Genomic DNA, 16,136 nt, shown 5'->3' with positions numbered 1-16,136 from the left:
CCTTAGATGAGGTCTTGGCGGAAGCCGCTCAGGCGGCGCCCGAAGAAAGCCTGTCGCTGAGCGCGATCATGGCGGATAGAAAGTCTTCCGCCTCGCCGTCAGCGACCATCTTCTTCGCCTTTGCCGACAGCTGCGTCGGCGTGAGCGCCGACAGCGCCGCAGCGTCTCCATCGGGCTCCTTCTTCTCATCGAGGCCGGACTTGGTCAGCGCCGGGCTCTTCGCCGCGAGCAGCGCCTTGACGCTCTCGAAGCCGGAATCGGTGGCGCAGAGCTGCGCGTAATGATCCTTCTCGGCTGGCAGGATCTTCTTCTCCTTCAGCGCGCCCTCAATCAGCGCGTCGACGCGCGCCTTGCGGTTGGCGTCTTCGATGTCCTTGAGCTTCGTCTCGGACGCGGAGAGTTTGGAGACAGCCTCGTCATGGACCGCCTTCGGCACGAAGCCGGCGTTGAGCGCGGTAAGCAGCGCGGCTTCATTCGCGCCGGCGGTCACGCCGAGCGCGGCGGCAAGCTTTTCCATTTTCGACTCCTGGGAAGATGCGGCGGCGAGCGCCTTCTGGCCGCCGAGGGCGGGCGCCGTGACGAGCGCCACCGAGCGCAGCCAAGTCGTCACGCCTTCAGACGTGTGGAAGAAGTCCGGCGAGATGAACCGATAGGACTTGGCGGCGAGTAGCGACTTGCCTTCGGCCAGCCATTCGACTTTGCCTTGCAACGCGCCGCCTTCGACGCGCAGCTCATTGATCCAGCCGACCGCGTCGGCGCGCGCGCCGGTCCTCGCCGCATGATGCGTTGAATGATTGACGTCGATCGGCACGGCGACGCCATCCGCCTTGAAGCGCGCAATCAGCGCCGCAGCGTCTACATCGTAGGTTCTCCCATCGCGGGTATCGATCCGGCCGACCTGCGGAAAAATCGCGATCCACTCCGGCGGCGCGTCCCCGACGGGGAGCGCGGCGGCGAGCGCGTGGAATGCGAAATCGGCTTGCGGAGCGTTCTGCATGCGCGCACACTGCGCTTGCGCGTCGGGCTGCTTGGCTACGAAAATTTTCTGATCACGCGACGCGCCGAACCCGCGAAGCGATTTTTGCCCTCAGCGGCGTGAAATGAACGCCGAGGCCCGCCGGGCCCAATCCCTTCCCCCTAAAATCGACGTTAAATGCCCATTGAACGCCGTGGGCGCGTTTTTCGAAACCGCGCGCAGCAACGCAGCGGATTTTTGGACTCGGGCGCCGGCGGGCCATTTCTGGGGGTTCTCATTTCGGGCCGTTGAAGGGGCGCGGCGATCGGCCTATATCGGAGGTCGTGACGGCGCAAAATCCGAGCAGCCGGCCGCCTCTAGGCCGCGGAGGGGTGTCGTCCTCCCCGTCACGCTTCTCCCGCCTTCGTTTTGCCAATCCGCTCCTGTTTGCGGCGGAGCCGCCCAATTTCGTGCGAGTTGGTTCGCAGGAACGTTTGCACGCGCAAGAAGCGCTGCGCCGATCGTTTGAGGACGAGCTTCCACCACGCGCCCTCGATCTCAGCGACGAGAGTCCGAAAATCCTCTCCCCGATCCTCGTCGATGATTTCGCCACCGTCGACTATCTGCTGCACGAGCCGGAAGCTGTCAGGATCGACATGCTCGTGCTTTTTGACCTTGCGAGACATCGTGGCGTTGAACGCGACAATGAGGCGCGACTTCGCGCGCATGTCCTCAAGAAAGCGTCCAGCCGTCGCAACGGGCAAGGCTAATGGCTCTCCGATTCCCATGAGGAGTTTCGGCGCGGGCGAATTGACGATCTCGGCGATGCGCTTGCGCGCTGCGTCCTCGCCGGCGGCCTCCAGCCGCGCGGCGACATTGTCGACGAGCGTATTCGCGCGCGACAATCCGGGATTGGTTCCCCAGCCGGGATCGATGCCGACGGGCACATGGGTGATCTCGCCCGTGCGGCGGTTGACGAATGGCCTCGTCTCGATCGTGGGCGGATCCAACAGGTAATCGCCCGTCGACGCCAGCCGCTGATATTCGAAGCGGGTGATCTGGCGAACGCTGCATTTGCAGCCCCAGCCGTTCGGCGGAAAATGCGTCGACCAGAAGGGATCGTCGACCAGCAGCATGATTCCGACGAAAGCGAGATGCTGCTCGCGCGGATTGGCGCTCGCAGTCCTCACATAAAGGAGATAGGGGAGACCCGCCTTCGTGCGCTGAATGCGTTCCCACTGGCCGGCGGCGCGGGCCGTGCGCACGTTCGACCAGAAAATATTTTCGAGCCGCGCCGGCCGTGAGAAGTCGACGATTTTGTTCTTCCATTTGCCGGTCGGATCGTCGACCTTGCGCTTGCCATACCAGCCGAGCGCCTGCAGCTCTGGAATGAGCTTCTTGCGCCAGCTCTCAAACCCCTCGCCCTTGTCGATCGCGCGCTGAATGCTGGTCTTGAAGAGCGTCAGCAATTCAAGGTCGACCGCCTTCGCGACGGTGAACGCATAGGCATGCTCCTGGCCCCAGACATCCTGCCAGGAGAACGCCGGCTTGAGGCTCTTCTCTTCGAAATAGCGGGTGATTTCGGGCGGCGTCTGGAACCCGCGCGTCGCCGGCTTCATCAATCCCTCACGTCGCCCAGGCCGCGCGACTTGGCGGTTGCGCGCGCCAGCGCCTCTTGGAGCGGCGCGGAGTCGATTCCCGCCTTTTCGATATTGGCGAGCGCCTCTTCATAGTTCTCGGCCCTGCCGACAGCGGCGAGCAGACCGGCGAGCAGCGGATCGCGGATCTCACGCCAGTCGGTAAGCGCCAAGTCGACGAGCGTGTCAGTGTCGTGGAGAGCCGTGATCGCCTGAGTTGGATCATCAGCGGCAAGCCGCGTGCCGTGAATCTCGCCGCAGCTCGGGCAGCGCGTCCCAAGCGCCGCGAGCTGCTCGGCCGCGACCTTCTTGCCTGTAGCGTCCTTCTTTTTGGCGCCCTTTTCCGACTGCCGATCACCGACTGCCGATTGCCGCTTCTCCGCTTCCTCCTGGCTCGCGTCAGCTTGCGCGGCAGGCGCGCCGAGCAGCTCCTCGTCCTCGTCCGGCTCGGGAATGGAGGCGCGCTTGCGCACATAGTTCTGGCTTACTTTGAGGCCAAGCGGTACGGCTTGCCCGAGAAACGCGCCAAGCGCTGCGAGGTCCTCGTTCTCGGCGAGTTCCATCTGGACCGTCGGATAAATATCCTGCGGGCCGAAATTCATGGCGACGGCCGGGCGGATCAGATCGCGATTCACCGTCGCCGAGTTCTGTCGCGCGTCGAAGCGCACGATGTCCATGCGGACATTCTCCTGCACCTTCGCCTGCGCGAGCGAGCCGCCGCTCTTGGAGACTTCGGCGGTCATCGTCTGACCGAGAATGATCAGAGAGACTTTCCCGTCGAGATAGCTGATGAAATTGCCGAAGACGGCCTCGCCGCGATTGCCGTTGGTCTCCTGAAAGTCGATCTCCATGCCCTGCGGAATGATGGCGGCGGCGTCATTGGCGATGGCGCGAACGGCGCGCAGCAGCGTCGCCTTGTCCTCGTTGGTCGCGCTCGAATGAAATTTGCCGATGCGGAAGGGAATGCCGTAGATCTCGCAGAAGGCCGCCCAATCCTGCAGGGCGAAGGTCTGCATGACGAAAGCCCAGGCGGCCGAGCGCGCGACGCCGCGCCGCACCGGCGATCCGGCGCGCAGATAGGGCTCATGCTTGATGAAATAGGGCGCCTCGATCCTGGGGCCGGGCAGGCCTGAGTCCTCGATGAGGCAGAGATCGCGCAAGCCCACTTCGTCGTAGCGGAAATAGCGCGGGTCGCGATGCTGATAGACGACCGGCCGCAGCGCGCCTCCTTCGTATTCCCAGATCGGCTCGACGACCGAATAGCCCTTGCCGACGCCATCCTGGAGCGAAGCGACCATGTCGGGGAACATCGGATCGGCGATCAGGCTCTCGATGAAATCGACAGCCTTCGGATTGACGCCCTTGGGCGCCGAGACGGAGATCGTCACGCCGTCGAGCGCCAGGCGGCGCGTCTGCAGCTGCGAGGCGTAATGGAGGTAGCGCTCCTCCATGTCGATCGCGAGCGTTAGATAGGGCTTGGCGAGGCCCATATTCGCGCCCCTCATGATCTCGCCGAGCCTCGCCGGCGTTAGTCCAGAGGCTTCCGAATAATGGATGAGGGCGCGCGCGCCATAGCGCTCGGGCGCGGCCGTCTCGCCTTTGAGCAGCGGAACCATAATAGGTTGGCCGTCCGGCCCGATAATGGACGAGCGGCGGGTCTCTACCATATCGATCGCTCCGCGCTTTGGTTTTCAGGAAACAACCAATCGCCGGGCTGCTCGCTGCCGACCCGCGGCGCCGGCGTATAGCCATATTCGACAGGACCGAGCGTTGAAGCGTGCCACATCAGCACGCCGGCGATCGCCGTGTCGCCGTGACGCTCGAAGCCGTCCGCGCCCTTGTAGCGCATGTCGTCGGGCACCTTGATGATCCCCTTGACATAAGCGAGCGCCTGATGATCGCGCAGCACGTCCTCATGGCGCGGCAACACCATCGTGCGATCGGCGAAGGCCTCGATATAGGGCGGCGAGTTCACGCGATACCATTCGACCGTGAATTTCACTTCGAGCGCGCGCTCACCCCAGCGCTGAACGGCTTTTTCGGCGAGATAGGCGCCATTGCCGGTGGCGTCGAGCGCCGCGCCGGAAAAGCGCGGCAGGCCGTCGCCGACATAGTAGAGCACGTCGCGCTGCTGATCGAAGGGGACATTGCGCATCTCGACGATGAATTGCGTCCGCCGCGTGAGCATGGCGTCCGTCGCAGCGACGAGAATGTCGGATGCGTCGCCTTTGCGCGCGAAGTCCTGGCCGAGATAATGCGGCCGGCGCGGATCGAGGGCGCCGAGGAGCGGTTTCAGCTCGCGCTCGCAAAACGCCTTGCACTCGGCCTTACGGACATGTTCGGGATAGTTCTTGAAGGCGTCGGGCAGAGACCAGCGCAAGATCGGAATCCCGCCCTCCATGCAGGCTTCGATCTGCACGCGCGTGAGCGCCGCGCCTTCCGCCTCCGACGGAATGGCGTCGAGTTCCTGCTCCATGGCGCTTGTGCGCGGTCCATAGGAGCTGCGGATTTTTTCTTCCCATTCGACTTCCGCTTCGGCCGACCAGGTCTTGCCGGTGATGAGGCAGACCCGTCGGAACAGGCCGTTCTCCACGGCCTTTTTGAAGGGGATAAAATGGACTTTGAACGGGGTCTTTCCGGCCTTCGCTTCGCGGATCAGCTCGTTGAAGGGATTGAGCACACCATTATGGGTGCTGATGACCCTAATCTTGCCGCCCCAGATCAGGAGCGCGTTCACCGCGTCGAGCACGGCGCGCACGTCCTTGTGAAAGGCAGCCTCATCGATAACGACGACGCCCTGCAGCCCGCGAATGTTTTCGGGGCGCGACGACAGCGCTTCGACGCGGCACCCCGAGGAAAAACGGATGCGATAGGCCGAAATGAATTTTGAAGAGCCGTCCTCGCGCTCGTCTTCGAACATGAAGTCTTCGATCTGCGCCAGTTCGCCGGCGACGATCCTGGCGAAATGCGCCACATAGCCGATGAATTCGCGGCCCTTGTCCTTGGTGTCGCCGATGTAGAAGACGTTCTGGCCGCCTTCGCTCTTCTTTTTCGCGGCGATCAGGGTGTCGTCGAGCGCCTCGGCGTAAGTGACGCCGGTGCGACGCCCTTTCTCGGCGGCCTTCAGGTCGCTCTCGTCTTCGATCCAGTCGAGCTGGTGCGCCATCAGCACGCCAGCAGCGAGCGGATCGTGATCTTCAGGGATCTCCGCGCCGCGTGGGAGCTCCTCCGGGAGGCGCGCCGGATCGCGAGGGAGAATGGGCGCCATGCCCGTTCCTTCGCTCATGTGCGCACGCCCAGCACGTCCCGACGGATCTTCGCGACCTGGTCGGCCGAGAGACCCGCTTCGCGCGCGACCTTGGCGACGGCGTCGGCCGCCTTTTCGGTCTTCGTCGCCAAATCCTTTTCGGCCTTCGTCTTGCGGTCGTGCGAGAGCTTCTGCGCGGTGACGACGGCGAGGAAGCCGCGAGAGAGCTTCATCGCCTCGTCGGCCGACAGTCCAGCGCCCTCGGCCTCGCTGATGATCTCGCCGATGAGCGCTTTGATGAACTCGGCCAGCGCGATATTGCCTTCGTCAATCTTCTCTGGGGTCAGATGCGGCGCGAGGCCTGAAAAAATGTCGCGTTGCATCTGCAGGCGCTGGCTAGCGCGATGAGCGGCGACGCTCGCGCGATTGAAAGCGCTCTTGCTGATGATGTAATCGGCGAGCCCCTTGTCGACGAGGCGGCCGTTCAGTTCGTCCAGGATTTCTTTTTGGGACCGCTCGCGCTTGTTCAGCTCCGAGAAGGCCCAGCGGATGTCTTCCTGTCCCTCTTCGGGAACGAGATCGAGAGAAGAAAGCCGACCGCGAGCGGAGGCCATGTCAGGCCTCCGGACTCGGCCGCTTCACGCCTTCGATGCGGATGCGGCGCTCGACATGGTCGAGGCCCTTCTGGGTGATGGAGGCAATCAGCACGCTGCCGGATTCGGCAAGCGTCACAGCCCCCACCATTTCCAGGTAGCGCAGCTCGTCGTGGACGAATGCGCGCGGCCGGTTGATCGCCCAGCGGACCTCCAAATCCTCGCGCAGCGCCTCGCTGTTCCAGCGGCCGTCCGGCTGTTCGGCGAGATCGCGCAGCATAATCAGGCGCGCATGTTCGCGAATGACGTCGCCCATGCTCATCGGCGCATCTCCCGCTCCCGGTCTTCACGCTCGGCAAGGCGATCCTGGGCGCGTTCGTTCTGCTGGATGACGGTGTCGATCTTGTCGGCCAGCGCCTCGAAACGCGCCTTGATCACGGAGCCGATCTCGGTGATCTTCACGTCGACCGCGTGGAACTCGATGCGCGTCGGCAGATGCTTGATCTCCACCTGCACGGCGGACACATCCGATTCGAGCTTGTCGATCCGTTCAAACTGCCGCGCGTCGTCGTCGCGCAGATCGCGGACAGCTTCATTGACGCTCAGCTTCAATTCGTCGAACGCCTTTTGATCGCGCCTTGTCAGCGCTCCCCAGACTGCGATGACGATCGCCGCCGCCGTTCCCGCCCATTGGCCCGCCGTGCCCCATTCGAACGTCACCAAAACCTCCCAGAGAACAGAAACGCCAAGAAAGTGATCCAGACCGGCGAGAGGCCAATCGCGGCGACGAGCGCCATGCCGAGCGCGTCGCGCGTTTCATGTCGCATCGCGTTGCCTCCTCAGCTTCCAAACGGTCGCCACGAAGACGATGAGCAGCAGGGCGAAGCGAACAAGCGCATGGACGCCGTTGACGTCCGGCTGGCCGGAGACGAAGAATTCCTTCACGGCGCCCCGCCCCTATTTTTCACGGGATGAAGGAGCGACGCGGCGGCGGCTTTCTGCGCTGAATTTGCGCAGAACGTCGTTATAGAAGAGCCCATCGCTCACGAGGCGGCGGTTGGCTTCCGAGGCGACGGCTCGGTTTCTAAGGCCCCAGACCTTCAGAGCTGCGCAGCGGTCGGACTTGGCAAGGGCACCGGCTTGCCGAAGTTCTTTGGCGGATCGGGCAGGGTCGGCGCCGCGATTTCCGGCGGCGTCGAGCGCGCGCACGATGGCAATGTAATCGCGATCGAGAAACAGAGGCCGAGCGCCAAAATCGGTCGACATCGCATCAGGCTCATGAGCCGCGTCCCTTCCCGTCAGGTTGGATATGAAATGATCGCTCGCCTGCGCCGCTCTTGCGTCTTCCTCGACGCGCGCCGTGGCGTCTCTGGCGACGTCCTTGGCGGCCGTCTCCCATTCGCTGACCTTTGCATCCACGGCCGCCTTGCGCGTCGCTTCTGCCTGCGCCCACGCCTTGCGGTCGATCGCCGCGCGATGCGAATAGCCGCCGTCGAAAATCGCCAGGACCAGCGCCCCGACGGCTAGCAGCGCCGCCGCCTCCCTCTTGAAGACCGGCATCAAAAACAGCGCCGCGGCCGCGCCGATCGCGAACAGAAGCGCGATGGCGCCGTAGCGATGATCGCTGGCGAAATCGAACGCCGGCGCGACATGCTCCGAGACTTGCTCAAAGAGCTTCGAGAGCAGCCAGATCATCGCCACATGCTCCAGAGTTTCCAGGCGAGCGCGAGACATACGGCGACGCCGAGCCAGAAGCGCAGCAACGGCCGGGGATCAATCCCTCCGCACATGGCTATTCTCCTCCAGCCAGCTCGGCGTTGACGTCATCGACCTTGGCGCGCTCGACGTGACCGACGCCGTTGAAGATGCGCCAGACGCAATAGGCGAGGACGATGGCGAGCGCGATATTGACGCCGACCATCACGCCAGGATGGTCGCGCACCCAGCCAAGCACGACCACAAACATGGTCGGCGCTGACTTTGTCGCCTCGTGAATGTTTTGGACATGCGCGGCGATATCAGAGGCGTTCTGCGCCGCATTCGATGCGGTCTGCGTCGCGTCCGCCGCCCGAGTGAGATAGTCGGCCCCACCGGACAACACGACGGTTCCGACGCCTGTCGCGAGGTTTTTCTTGATCTGGTCGGTTCCGGCCATCGTGCGCGAGCCGGTCTTGCGGAGATCCTGCGCTGTCACCTGCTCTTCGGAGGGCGCGGCCTTCGGCTGCGGCGCGGCAAGCGCGCGCTTCGCGGCCTTCAAATAGGCCTTACGCTGGGCGAGCCCGTTGTAACCGCCGTTAACGAGACGCGTGACCTCATTGACATCATCGCGGTCGGCGGCGGCGTTTAGACGCTTAGAGGTCCAAAAGACCGCCGCCGCCAATGCGGCATAGGGGAACTTTTCTAGAAGCTCAGGCTTGCTCACAAAATCAACGCCCAGAGCCGCGCTCACAAGGTTGTAGCCCGACAGAGGTTTCTTAGCGCTGCCGCGCCCGGTGTTCTGGATAATTCCTCGGCCTTTGAAGCGAACGCCGTCGCCGCGTTGCGTATTCCCAATGTCGGCGCGCCCTTCATAGGCGGCGCCGCTCGCGTATTCCTTTGTCGTTTGGAAGCCGTCGCTCTCGTGCGCGCATTGCGCCAAAAACTGCGCTTGGCGCAGCAGCGTGGTTAGCTTCGCAATCTGAATCATCTGCGGCATGGCGTCGGCGACGCCGTTGATGATCCAGCTCTTGCCCTTGGGCGCGATCGCGCGCAGCACGCGCTTCCAGTCGGTCATTGCAGCGCGCCGATGATTTCGAGATAGGCTTTCATGGACGAAACGCTACGCGCGGGCGCGTCCCGAATTGGCCCCGAAGACCTTCTGGAGAGTGATTTTTTGGCGGCTAAAAGAGCGAGCCTTGCCGTTTGTCTTTCATCCGCGCGCGGATGTTTTGCACGGTGCGCTGATGCAGGCCGGAGCGCCGCGCAGCTTCACTGAGACTCGCGCCGTTGTCGAGCGCTTCGCGGGCGCGGCGGCGCGCCTCGGCGGCCGTCCCGGAATCGCCGAGCGGCAGCAGGATCTTCACGCCATGCCGGGATCTGCCAGAGTCGCTCTCGATCGCCGCGACGAAATGCGCGCAGAGCTTGTCGGCCGCCTCACGTCCGACGCATTGCACGAGCCAGTGATCGTCCGGCGCGCGGGCGGGTATGTAGCACTCGGTACCGCCCTTGGCCTTCGCCAACTGCAGCGCCGCCACAGGTCCCGCCACTTCGGCGATCTCGGCGAGGAGCGGCGGCAGATGAGAGACGTCGGCTTTCACGACTTCTCTCCCATCATGCGCGCGTCGCGCTCGGCGTGAATGCGCCGGCGCAGCTTCCTGACCTTTGGATCCGGATGCCAGCCAGGCAGGCGGCGTCGCTCGGCGAGTTCGAGATCGCGCTGGCGCAGATAGGCGTCGCGCCGGCCGGGCGGAATGAGCAGCAGCTGGAGCCAGCCTTTCGGCGCATTCTCGCGGCGCTCCGCCCAGTCGCGGCCCGCTTCCTCAAGTCCCTCTCGCTGCAGCCAGATGAACCAGGCGTAATCGGTCGCCGTCGAGCCTCGCGGATCATAGCCGCCAAGGCACATCGGCACTCGCTCGACGAATTGCGCGACGAGATCGGGCGGAGTTTCGCGATAGACCTGCGCGTAGCGCTCGCCGCCGGTGAGCCAAGTCTGTTTTTGCATCAGCGCGACGCCCTTCGACGCCACCTTTAAGGCGCGTTGAAGGAAGGCTTCGGTCTGCCTGAAAGGCGGATTGGTGATGACCCATTCCGCTCGCTCTGGCGCCGGCTCGCTCGCCGACGGCTCACAGCCGAAATCGATGAGCTGCAAGCCATGGTCGCTCATCCGCGAGCCGTCTTCGAGCGGATAATCGGCGACGTCGCTCATCAGCACATTGGCGCAATATTCCTTGATCGTCTCCGCCATATGGCCGAGACCTGCCGCCGGCTCCCAGCAGGAGCCGATGCGCGTAACGCCCAGCGCGCTAAAAACTCTGGGAAGCACGCTTTCAAACAGCGTGCGTGTCGCCCAGGGCGGCGTCGGAAAGAGTTCGAGACGGCGCAGCTCCTTGTCCGACGGAGTCACGTTCGTCTCCCGACATCATCGTGGCGATGCGGGTCGTTGATGCAACGGAAGTTCACGCCATCGACGTTAGCCGCATATTGGCCGACGCCGATCGACTGCTCGGCGGTCACCGCGCGCACTCCTTGTTGCATTTCGGACAGGGGACGCCCCTCAGCTCCTCTTCGTGCGACGCGACGGTGATCCAGGAGCTGCGACTTCCGCAGCGCGGACATTTGAACAAAGCGATCTGCTCGCCGCGCCCGTTCCAGCCGCGATCGGCGAAGCTCATCATCGCGGGCCGCTTGGCGGTTGCGCGCTTGAAGAAATCGAGCTGCAGGGCGTCGGTCATGCCGCAATCTTTAGGACTCCGCCCTTGCGGCGCGCCGGCGCGTTGAGCTTCGGTAGCTTCCGGCCGCGCGGCGGTGCGAGCGCAACGCACTGAGCCTGCGCACGTAGCGTGCGCGCCTGGCCCCAGACGTATTCGAGGCACTTTGCGCGGTCCCAACCGAGGCCGAGTCGACGGGCGCGGCGCAGCTCCGAATTGGCGCGCCGCACGATCGCCTCGCGGTCGTAGCCTCCATCGTCTTTGAGGAGCTTATGGGCCATCACGCCGCTTCCTTCTTGGCTTTGACGCGCTTGCGCAGCCGCGCGCCGAGCCTGTTGGCCAGCCGGTCCCAATGTTCGGCCGAGTAATATTCAAAGCCGGCCGGACAGCCGCAGCGATAGCCGAAGGCCGGGAAATCGGACGCCCACGTCTCGTCGAAGCTCTTGCCCTTGATGAATGGCGTGAAGACGCCAGCGTCGAAGCATTTGCGCGCGACGCAATAGGCGATCTCGCGCTTGGCGACGTCGACGTCGTCCGACTCTGGCCATTCGACGCCGGCTTCGCGCGTCATCATGGCTTTCAACGCCTCGATGACCTTTTTGGCGTCGCGGTGATCTTGCAGGAAGCGCGGATGTGCGATCTTGGTCTGCCGTTCGGCGAAAGCGATCAGCGCGCGATCGTCGCGGCTGTCGACGACGCCAAGATTGTAGGCGGAAATCCATAGCGCCCTGAGCTTGCCAGCATAAGGACCGGAGACGGTCTCGCTCGCGCGTCTGATCTGCGGATGTTGACCGGCCAGCGCTTTCAAAATCTCGATGAGCTTCGCCGCCTGCGCCTGCGAAAGCAGCGAGGAGGAGGAGACACGAAATTCGCGCGTCAGCAGCGCGCGATAGTCATCGTCCGTGTAGTGCGGGATCTGCCGCAGCAGGGCGTGGATGGCGCGGGTCTGCGCGGCCGTCGTCATCGCAGCTGCTCCCGCAGCATGCGACCATGCGCGACGGCGAAATCGGCGACATCGCAAAGCCGATCGGCGACGCGCCGCGCGATGGTGGCGATCGCGTCGAACGCCAGCGCCGGAACGCTGATGAAGAAGAACAGCGCCAGCCATAGCGCATAGCGGGCGGCCAGCTGCGTCTTGCGCAGATTGATCTTCATGACGCCTCTCCTTCCGCCTGCAGCTTGCGCACGAGACGCCGATCGACGATGGCTTTGAAGGGCAGATCGTCGAATTTCACCTCGACATGATCGCCGTCGAAGCGGCCGAGCAGCACGCCGCGAAGGACGTCCTTGCGTCCTGCGTTGTCGGCGAGCACGATCTCGATCGGCGAGCCTTTCGTGGGCGCGTTCATTCGGCCGCTCCCTTGATCTCGACCTCGAAGGGCTCGACGTAAAAGCGTTCGCCTTCAGCCCCGATCGAAACGCCGGTGATGAGCCGCGCCTTTGCCGGCTCGCGGAGCATCGCCTCCTTGTCGATCTCATCCTTCGTGCGCAGGAAGGCGTTAACGCCGAGCGTCTTGATACGGGCGATCACATCTTCGACGTTGCGGATCGTCACCTTCGCCGGCGTTAGGCGCCACTCGATCTTGCCTGTGCCGAGATCGGCGAACTTGCGCTTGCCGCCGGTGAGCGTCTGGCGATTGGCGTCAGCCCAGATGCGTAGCCCCTCGGTCAGTCGGTCAACCTCCTCGGAGAGCGGGTTCGCCGTCGCTTCGGCGTCCTTGGTCGCCTGGGCGATACGATCGTTCATGTCGGCTTCAATGCGGGCGATCTCGCGCTGACGCACGCCGATGTCGTGAATGAAGCTGGCGGCTTCCTCGCGCGACTGCGGCACGGGGACATTGGCGCCGCGCGTTTTAACCTTGGGCTTTTTCGACATTGGCGGGCTCCTTAACGAGTTCTGAGTATCGTCTTGAAAGGGCTCTTACGGCGGCCTGGAACCGCTCCTGGGCCTCCCGTTCGGCGAGCGAATATTCGGCTCTGACGAGCGCGTCATAGGCGTTGAGCAGCGCGGCGACGGCGGACTCGCCGGCATGCATGCGCAGCGGTGCGATCGCGCGCTCGCGCGCCGCTCTCACATTGAGCGATGGACTTCGCCGATAGGCCGCCTCGGCCGCGAGGAAGTCATAAACGACCTCGGCGAGAGTCGGCGGCAGCGGGATCGGCACATCGAGCATGATGGGCGCAGTCGGCGCTGCGGACGCTGCTTCGACATCCTCGTCTTCGCTCAGCGCTTCCTGCGCGGCGCGCTGCGCCAAAAGCGCCTCGGCCAGCGCGCGCGTCTCCTCAACGGAAACCTGCATCGCGAAGCGATCGCCGGAGCGAACGATCTTTTCAGCGAGCAGGAACGCATCGATCGTTGCGCGCTGCGGCAACACGCCCTGCGCACGCAGACCGGCGATCGCGAGCGCCTCGATTTCCAGCTCTCCGACCGTCGCGCGCAGCGCCGCGTCTTCTTCTACCCTCGCCTCGATTTTGCGGATCCCGCTAAGCACGGTCGTGCGATCGCGAAGAAGCGCCGCGCCGATCTGCACGAGATTGCGTTGCGCGAGCCTATCCGAAAGATACATGGCGATCTGCCGCGGCGTCTTCAGCTCCGCCTTGCGCCGCGGACTCTTGATCTCCTCAGGCCGAACCCCGTAACGACTGCAGACGACGTCCAGGATGTCGGCGATTTGGACCTGCGCGCTCATGCCGCGTCTCCATTTCCGCCGTCGCTCGCGACAGCGGCGGAGTTTTCTGACGCTCGCTCCGGTCCAGACCGACCGCTCGCGTCCTGTGGCCATTCGCGGTCGAGATATGGGCGAAGATCGACGATGTTGCCGGCGCGGCGGCCATCACTGATCGCGATCTCTCGCCTGGCTTTGGCGACATGGTCGGGAGTCGTCAACGCCTCGACTCGAGCGTCGGCGGCCTTGCGCCACCTCTCCTCGCGCTCGTAACCGGCCTCGAGCGTGCGCGCCTCGAAGGCGAGCTGGTCGAGCGCGCCCGCAACAAAACTGCACCCCTCAGGCGTCATGTCGCGGCCTTCAAGGGCGCAATGGCGCATCATCTCGGCGACCGCGCCGATGTCGGCAGAAAGATGAGGCTCACGCATCGTGGCCTCCATCGCTTTTGAGGCGCGAGTGCTGACAACCGCTGCGGCAGGCGTGAAAGAGCGCCGTGCGCGCGGCGCTGGAGCCGACGTGGCGCTTCTTCTGCTCGTCGAGGCAATGATCGCGGCCGATCTCTCCAAGAACGGGACAGTGGACGCTTTCATTCATCAACGCGCCACGCACCCGCGCCTCGACCGCCGCGAGATCGCCCGAGTAGCGCGCCCTGCAGACGCTGGTGACGACCGAGGGGGACATGCCGATCCGCTTCGCGGCGGCAACGCCCGAGGTCGCCGTTGCGAATTTCGCCAGCTCTTCGACCCAGTCGGGCAGCGCGTCGCCCCATGCTTCGCGCGCGCTGGCGAGAAAATCGGTGGTTAATTTTGATGGTGAAGAATTAACGTTAACGGCCGTGTTCATGCGCGCAGCTCCGATACGACGGCGTCGCCGATGACGCGATTGCTGTTGGGATCGAAGACGAAGCCGGCGGCGCAGAGTTTGGGCGCCAGCGGTCCGGTGTTGGCGGATTTGACCAGCCGATAGACGCCGGGCGACGAGCCGTGACCCTCGTGAGTCTGCGGGCGCGACACGGTTTGCAGCACGCCGGCGTGCAGCAGCGCCCGCACATAATGATCCGCTGTTCGCTGCGCGACCGGACGCTCCTCCGTCGAGGCGCTGACGGCCAGTTCGATGACGGTGAACTGATTGAGCGCGCGTATGGCGTTCCACATCGCCTCGCGGGCGGTCAGCGGCGCACGTTGCGGATCAGGTCGCTTGATCGGCGGCTTCGTCTGCCGCTTCTTGACGGCGTAGACCGCCTGCAAGGCATAGCCGTCGCGCTTTGCGCCGATACGCACGACAAAGCCGCCGGCCTTTAGGAATTCGACGTAGCGCTTGACCGTCTTATAGGCGACGCCTTCCGAACAGAGGGCGATTTCGCGAATGGTGAAGCCTTTCGGCCGCGCCATCATCTCCCGCCAGTAATGCGCGGGCCCAGAGGGCATGGCGACTTCGATATGAATGGGCTTGCGGGTCATGCGTGGCCCTCGTTCTCAAACCAGCGCATGACCGCCTTGTTCAAATCACGGAGCTGCGATTCAGCAATGACCTTCTGCCCTTCCCGAGGGCATCTTTTGAGAGCTGAAAGGATCGCGGCATACGCCAGTCCATTAGCGGCCGAGAGCAGATGGGCAGGCGACGCGCCCTCAACCACAAGTTCGGCCATGATCGCGCCAATATGCGCACTCGGCGCCGAAGCAATACGTTCAATGATTTGATCGAGCGTCGGAGCCGCCATCACGCCGCCCTCCCATTCTTGGCGCGCGCGACGATCAGGCGCGAAGCGCGCGCCTTTGGCGGCTCGCCGGTGTAGATCGGGCCTGTGTAATTGGCGCGCGTCACTTCTTTGGCGCCGGCGTTGCGCGCCCATTGCGATACGCCGTCGAGTGACGTGGCGATGCGTCGCGCGCGGCCATCGCCCTGAATGCGGATTTCTTCGAGAAGATCGTCGCCGATCGCGACCGGCAAAAGCAGGTCGGCCAGCTTGCGCGCGTCTTCGAGATCGCAGGGCTCTGCCCCGAACCAGGCGAGCACGCGGTTGTGAAGACGCTCGATCCTTGCGAGCTTCTGCGGCAGCGCCTCTTCGCCGATGAGCAGCACAGGCACATTGCTGCTCATGGCGATCTCGCGCATGAGTTCCGCGTAACCCTTGTCGACGACCTTGTCGGCTTCATCGATGAACAGCGGCCGCCTGGGCTCTTCGGCGAGCATGGCGATCGCCTGTTCGGCAAGTTCCGGAATCGAGCCCTGCGGGCGCGCAACGCCGCCTTCGCGCAAAATCGCCGTCAGCAGCGTCTTGCGGGTCCAGGTGTCGCCAACCTCGACACGGATGGCGCGCGTCTTGTTCTGCGCGTAAATCGACGCATAGGTTTTGCCATCGCCGGAGCGGCCATGCATCACGCCGATGTTCGGCAGGCTCGGCGCTCGATCGATGACTCGCGCCACCAGTTCCCGAAAGCCCGAGACGTTTTTAAGCGCCGCGAAATTCGATGAACCCGTTCTTGGCGGCGGCGGTTTGATTTTTGGAATGGCGTCTGACATTATGTCCTCGTCTGATTATTTCTGTCCTTTGAGGGCGCGACCGTTGCGAGCGGTCGCGCCCTTCCTTTTTGGAACACACTCAACGCATGCGCCGCCGCTGTTGCGCGCG

At 64.0% G+C, this 16,136-nt stretch carries 24 protein-coding genes; all 24 read right to left on the bottom strand.

Annotated features, from left to right (window positions below):
* Positions 1-28: 28 nt before the first annotated feature.
* Positions 29-997 (bottom strand): phage protease, encoded by a 969-nt coding sequence (locus tag EHO51_RS16210; protein ID WP_124739742.1) that lies wholly within the window; start codon positions 995-997, stop codon positions 29-31.
* Positions 998-1,362: 365 nt separating this feature from the next.
* Positions 1,363-2,574, bottom strand: a complete 1,212-nt coding sequence (locus EHO51_RS16205; RefSeq protein WP_124739741.1) for a phage head morphogenesis protein — start codon at positions 2,572-2,574, stop codon at positions 1,363-1,365.
* Positions 2,574-4,259, bottom strand: coding sequence for a phage portal protein family protein (locus EHO51_RS16200; RefSeq protein WP_124739740.1), 1,686 nt, complete (start codon positions 4,257-4,259; stop codon positions 2,574-2,576). The genes EHO51_RS16205 and EHO51_RS16200 overlap by 1 nt, the downstream gene beginning before the upstream one ends.
* Positions 4,253-5,878: a hypothetical protein gene (locus EHO51_RS16195; RefSeq protein WP_205788974.1), complete on the bottom strand. Its 1,626-nt coding sequence runs from the start codon at positions 5,876-5,878 to the stop codon at positions 4,253-4,255. The genes EHO51_RS16200 and EHO51_RS16195 overlap by 7 nt, the downstream gene beginning before the upstream one ends.
* The gene (locus EHO51_RS16190; protein ID WP_124739739.1) at positions 5,875-6,453 is read right to left on the bottom strand and encodes a phage protein Gp27 family protein; all 579 of its coding nucleotides are present in this window, start codon (positions 6,451-6,453) and stop codon (positions 5,875-5,877) included. The genes EHO51_RS16195 and EHO51_RS16190 overlap by 4 nt, the downstream gene beginning before the upstream one ends.
* A gap of 1 nt (position 6,454) precedes the next feature.
* Positions 6,455-6,754: a VpaChn25_0724 family phage protein gene (locus EHO51_RS16185; RefSeq protein WP_124739738.1), complete on the bottom strand. Its 300-nt coding sequence runs from the start codon at positions 6,752-6,754 to the stop codon at positions 6,455-6,457.
* On the bottom strand, positions 6,751-7,152 hold the full coding sequence (locus EHO51_RS16180) for a hypothetical protein (protein WP_124739737.1): 402 nt from the start codon (positions 7,150-7,152) through the stop codon (positions 6,751-6,753). The genes EHO51_RS16185 and EHO51_RS16180 overlap by 4 nt, the downstream gene beginning before the upstream one ends.
* Positions 7,153-7,248: 96 nt before the next feature.
* Complete coding sequence (locus tag EHO51_RS21265; RefSeq protein ID WP_275548821.1) at positions 7,249-7,377, bottom strand: hypothetical protein; 129 nt, start codon at positions 7,375-7,377, stop codon at positions 7,249-7,251.
* Positions 7,378-7,389: 12 nt separating this feature from the next.
* Complete coding sequence (locus EHO51_RS16175) at positions 7,390-8,166, bottom strand: hypothetical protein (protein WP_124739736.1); 777 nt, start codon at positions 8,164-8,166, stop codon at positions 7,390-7,392.
* Between the two features lie 58 nt (positions 8,167-8,224).
* Positions 8,225-9,205, bottom strand: coding sequence for a glycoside hydrolase family 19 protein (locus tag EHO51_RS16170; RefSeq protein WP_124739735.1), 981 nt, complete (start codon positions 9,203-9,205; stop codon positions 8,225-8,227).
* A gap of 106 nt (positions 9,206-9,311) precedes the next feature.
* Positions 9,312-9,728 carry a hypothetical protein gene (locus tag EHO51_RS16165; protein ID WP_124739734.1) on the bottom strand — a complete coding sequence of 139 codons (417 nt, stop codon included), beginning with the start codon at positions 9,726-9,728 and terminating at the stop codon, positions 9,312-9,314.
* On the bottom strand, positions 9,725-10,534 hold the full coding sequence (locus EHO51_RS16160; RefSeq protein WP_124739733.1) for a hypothetical protein: 810 nt from the start codon (positions 10,532-10,534) through the stop codon (positions 9,725-9,727). The genes EHO51_RS16165 and EHO51_RS16160 overlap by 4 nt, the downstream gene beginning before the upstream one ends.
* A gap of 106 nt (positions 10,535-10,640) precedes the next feature.
* A complete protein-coding gene (locus EHO51_RS16155; protein WP_124739732.1) occupies positions 10,641-10,862 on the bottom strand; it encodes a hypothetical protein in 222 nt (73 codons plus the stop codon).
* On the bottom strand, positions 10,859-11,119 hold the full coding sequence (locus tag EHO51_RS16150; RefSeq protein ID WP_124739731.1) for a hypothetical protein: 261 nt from the start codon (positions 11,117-11,119) through the stop codon (positions 10,859-10,861). The genes EHO51_RS16155 and EHO51_RS16150 overlap by 4 nt, the downstream gene beginning before the upstream one ends.
* A complete protein-coding gene (locus tag EHO51_RS16145; protein ID WP_124739730.1) occupies positions 11,119-11,802 on the bottom strand; it encodes a regulatory protein GemA in 684 nt (227 codons plus the stop codon). Before EHO51_RS16145 ends, EHO51_RS16150 begins: the two co-directional genes overlap by 1 nt.
* Complete coding sequence (locus EHO51_RS16140; protein WP_124739729.1) at positions 11,799-11,993, bottom strand: hypothetical protein; 195 nt, start codon at positions 11,991-11,993, stop codon at positions 11,799-11,801. Before EHO51_RS16140 ends, EHO51_RS16145 begins: the two co-directional genes overlap by 4 nt.
* Positions 11,990-12,187, bottom strand: coding sequence for a hypothetical protein (locus EHO51_RS16135; protein WP_124739728.1), 198 nt, complete (start codon positions 12,185-12,187; stop codon positions 11,990-11,992). The genes EHO51_RS16140 and EHO51_RS16135 overlap by 4 nt, the downstream gene beginning before the upstream one ends.
* A complete protein-coding gene (locus EHO51_RS16130) occupies positions 12,184-12,714 on the bottom strand; it encodes a host-nuclease inhibitor Gam family protein (protein ID WP_124739727.1) in 531 nt (176 codons plus the stop codon). The genes EHO51_RS16135 and EHO51_RS16130 overlap by 4 nt, the downstream gene beginning before the upstream one ends.
* Positions 12,692-13,528: a helix-turn-helix domain-containing protein gene (locus EHO51_RS16125; RefSeq protein ID WP_164479419.1), complete on the bottom strand. Its 837-nt coding sequence runs from the start codon at positions 13,526-13,528 to the stop codon at positions 12,692-12,694. The genes EHO51_RS16130 and EHO51_RS16125 overlap by 23 nt, the downstream gene beginning before the upstream one ends.
* Positions 13,525-13,932 (bottom strand): hypothetical protein, encoded by a 408-nt coding sequence (locus tag EHO51_RS16120; RefSeq protein ID WP_124739725.1) that lies wholly within the window; start codon positions 13,930-13,932, stop codon positions 13,525-13,527. The genes EHO51_RS16125 and EHO51_RS16120 overlap by 4 nt, the downstream gene beginning before the upstream one ends.
* Positions 13,925-14,347, bottom strand: coding sequence for a transcriptional regulator (locus EHO51_RS16115; RefSeq protein ID WP_245434635.1), 423 nt, complete (start codon positions 14,345-14,347; stop codon positions 13,925-13,927). Before EHO51_RS16115 ends, EHO51_RS16120 begins: the two co-directional genes overlap by 8 nt.
* A complete protein-coding gene (locus tag EHO51_RS16110; RefSeq protein ID WP_124739724.1) occupies positions 14,344-14,964 on the bottom strand; it encodes a hypothetical protein in 621 nt (206 codons plus the stop codon). Before EHO51_RS16110 ends, EHO51_RS16115 begins: the two co-directional genes overlap by 4 nt.
* The gene (locus tag EHO51_RS16105) at positions 14,961-15,224 is read right to left on the bottom strand and encodes a hypothetical protein (protein WP_124739723.1); all 264 of its coding nucleotides are present in this window, start codon (positions 15,222-15,224) and stop codon (positions 14,961-14,963) included. Before EHO51_RS16105 ends, EHO51_RS16110 begins: the two co-directional genes overlap by 4 nt.
* The gene (locus EHO51_RS16100) at positions 15,224-16,027 is read right to left on the bottom strand and encodes an AAA family ATPase (RefSeq protein ID WP_124739722.1); all 804 of its coding nucleotides are present in this window, start codon (positions 16,025-16,027) and stop codon (positions 15,224-15,226) included. The genes EHO51_RS16105 and EHO51_RS16100 overlap by 1 nt, the downstream gene beginning before the upstream one ends.
* Between the last annotated feature and the right edge of the window lie 109 nt (positions 16,028-16,136).

This window comes from Methylocystis rosea, from assembly GCF_003855495.1.
Lineage (GTDB): Bacteria > Pseudomonadota > Alphaproteobacteria > Rhizobiales > Beijerinckiaceae > Methylocystis > Methylocystis rosea_A.
Note: the sequence above shows the minus strand (reverse complement) of the source record. Positions and strands in the feature narration are given on the sequence as shown.

Bases quoted from the DNA above. Each gene is read 5' to 3' on its own strand.
- EHO51_RS16210 (WP_124739742.1), bottom strand. From the start codon at position 997: ATGCAGAACGCTCCGCAAGCCGATTTCGCATTCCACGCGCTCGCCGCC.
- EHO51_RS16205 (WP_124739741.1), bottom strand. From the start codon at position 2,574: ATGAAGCCGGCGACGCGCGGGTTCCAGACGCCGCCCGAAATCACCCGC.
- EHO51_RS16200 (WP_124739740.1), bottom strand. From the start codon at position 4,259: ATGGTAGAGACCCGCCGCTCGTCCATTATCGGGCCGGACGGCCAACCT.
- EHO51_RS16195 (WP_205788974.1), bottom strand. From the start codon at position 5,878: ATGAGCGAAGGAACGGGCATGGCGCCCATTCTCCCTCGCGATCCGGCG.
- EHO51_RS16190 (WP_124739739.1), bottom strand. From the start codon at position 6,453: ATGGCCTCCGCTCGCGGTCGGCTTTCTTCTCTCGATCTCGTTCCCGAA.
- EHO51_RS16185 (WP_124739738.1), bottom strand. From the start codon at position 6,754: ATGAGCATGGGCGACGTCATTCGCGAACATGCGCGCCTGATTATGCTG.
- EHO51_RS16175 (WP_124739736.1), bottom strand. From the start codon at position 8,166: ATGTCTCGCGCTCGCCTGGAAACTCTGGAGCATGTGGCGATGATCTGG.
- EHO51_RS16170 (WP_124739735.1), bottom strand. From the start codon at position 9,205: ATGACCGACTGGAAGCGCGTGCTGCGCGCGATCGCGCCCAAGGGCAAG.
- EHO51_RS16155 (WP_124739732.1), bottom strand. From the start codon at position 10,862: ATGACCGACGCCCTGCAGCTCGATTTCTTCAAGCGCGCAACCGCCAAG.
- EHO51_RS16150 (WP_124739731.1), bottom strand. From the start codon at position 11,119: ATGGCCCATAAGCTCCTCAAAGACGATGGAGGCTACGACCGCGAGGCG.
- EHO51_RS16145 (WP_124739730.1), bottom strand. From the start codon at position 11,802: ATGACGACGGCCGCGCAGACCCGCGCCATCCACGCCCTGCTGCGGCAG.
- EHO51_RS16140 (WP_124739729.1), bottom strand. From the start codon at position 11,993: ATGAAGATCAATCTGCGCAAGACGCAGCTGGCCGCCCGCTATGCGCTA.
- EHO51_RS16135 (WP_124739728.1), bottom strand. From the start codon at position 12,187: ATGAACGCGCCCACGAAAGGCTCGCCGATCGAGATCGTGCTCGCCGAC.
- EHO51_RS16130 (WP_124739727.1), bottom strand. From the start codon at position 12,714: ATGTCGAAAAAGCCCAAGGTTAAAACGCGCGGCGCCAATGTCCCCGTG.
- EHO51_RS16125 (WP_164479419.1), bottom strand. From the start codon at position 13,528: ATGAGCGCGCAGGTCCAAATCGCCGACATCCTGGACGTCGTCTGCAGT.
- EHO51_RS16120 (WP_124739725.1), bottom strand. From the start codon at position 13,932: ATGCGTGAGCCTCATCTTTCTGCCGACATCGGCGCGGTCGCCGAGATG.
- EHO51_RS16115 (WP_245434635.1), bottom strand. From the start codon at position 14,347: ATGAACACGGCCGTTAACGTTAATTCTTCACCATCAAAATTAACCACC.
- EHO51_RS16110 (WP_124739724.1), bottom strand. From the start codon at position 14,964: ATGACCCGCAAGCCCATTCATATCGAAGTCGCCATGCCCTCTGGGCCC.
- EHO51_RS16105 (WP_124739723.1), bottom strand. From the start codon at position 15,224: ATGGCGGCTCCGACGCTCGATCAAATCATTGAACGTATTGCTTCGGCG.
- EHO51_RS16100 (WP_124739722.1), bottom strand. From the start codon at position 16,027: ATGTCAGACGCCATTCCAAAAATCAAACCGCCGCCGCCAAGAACGGGT.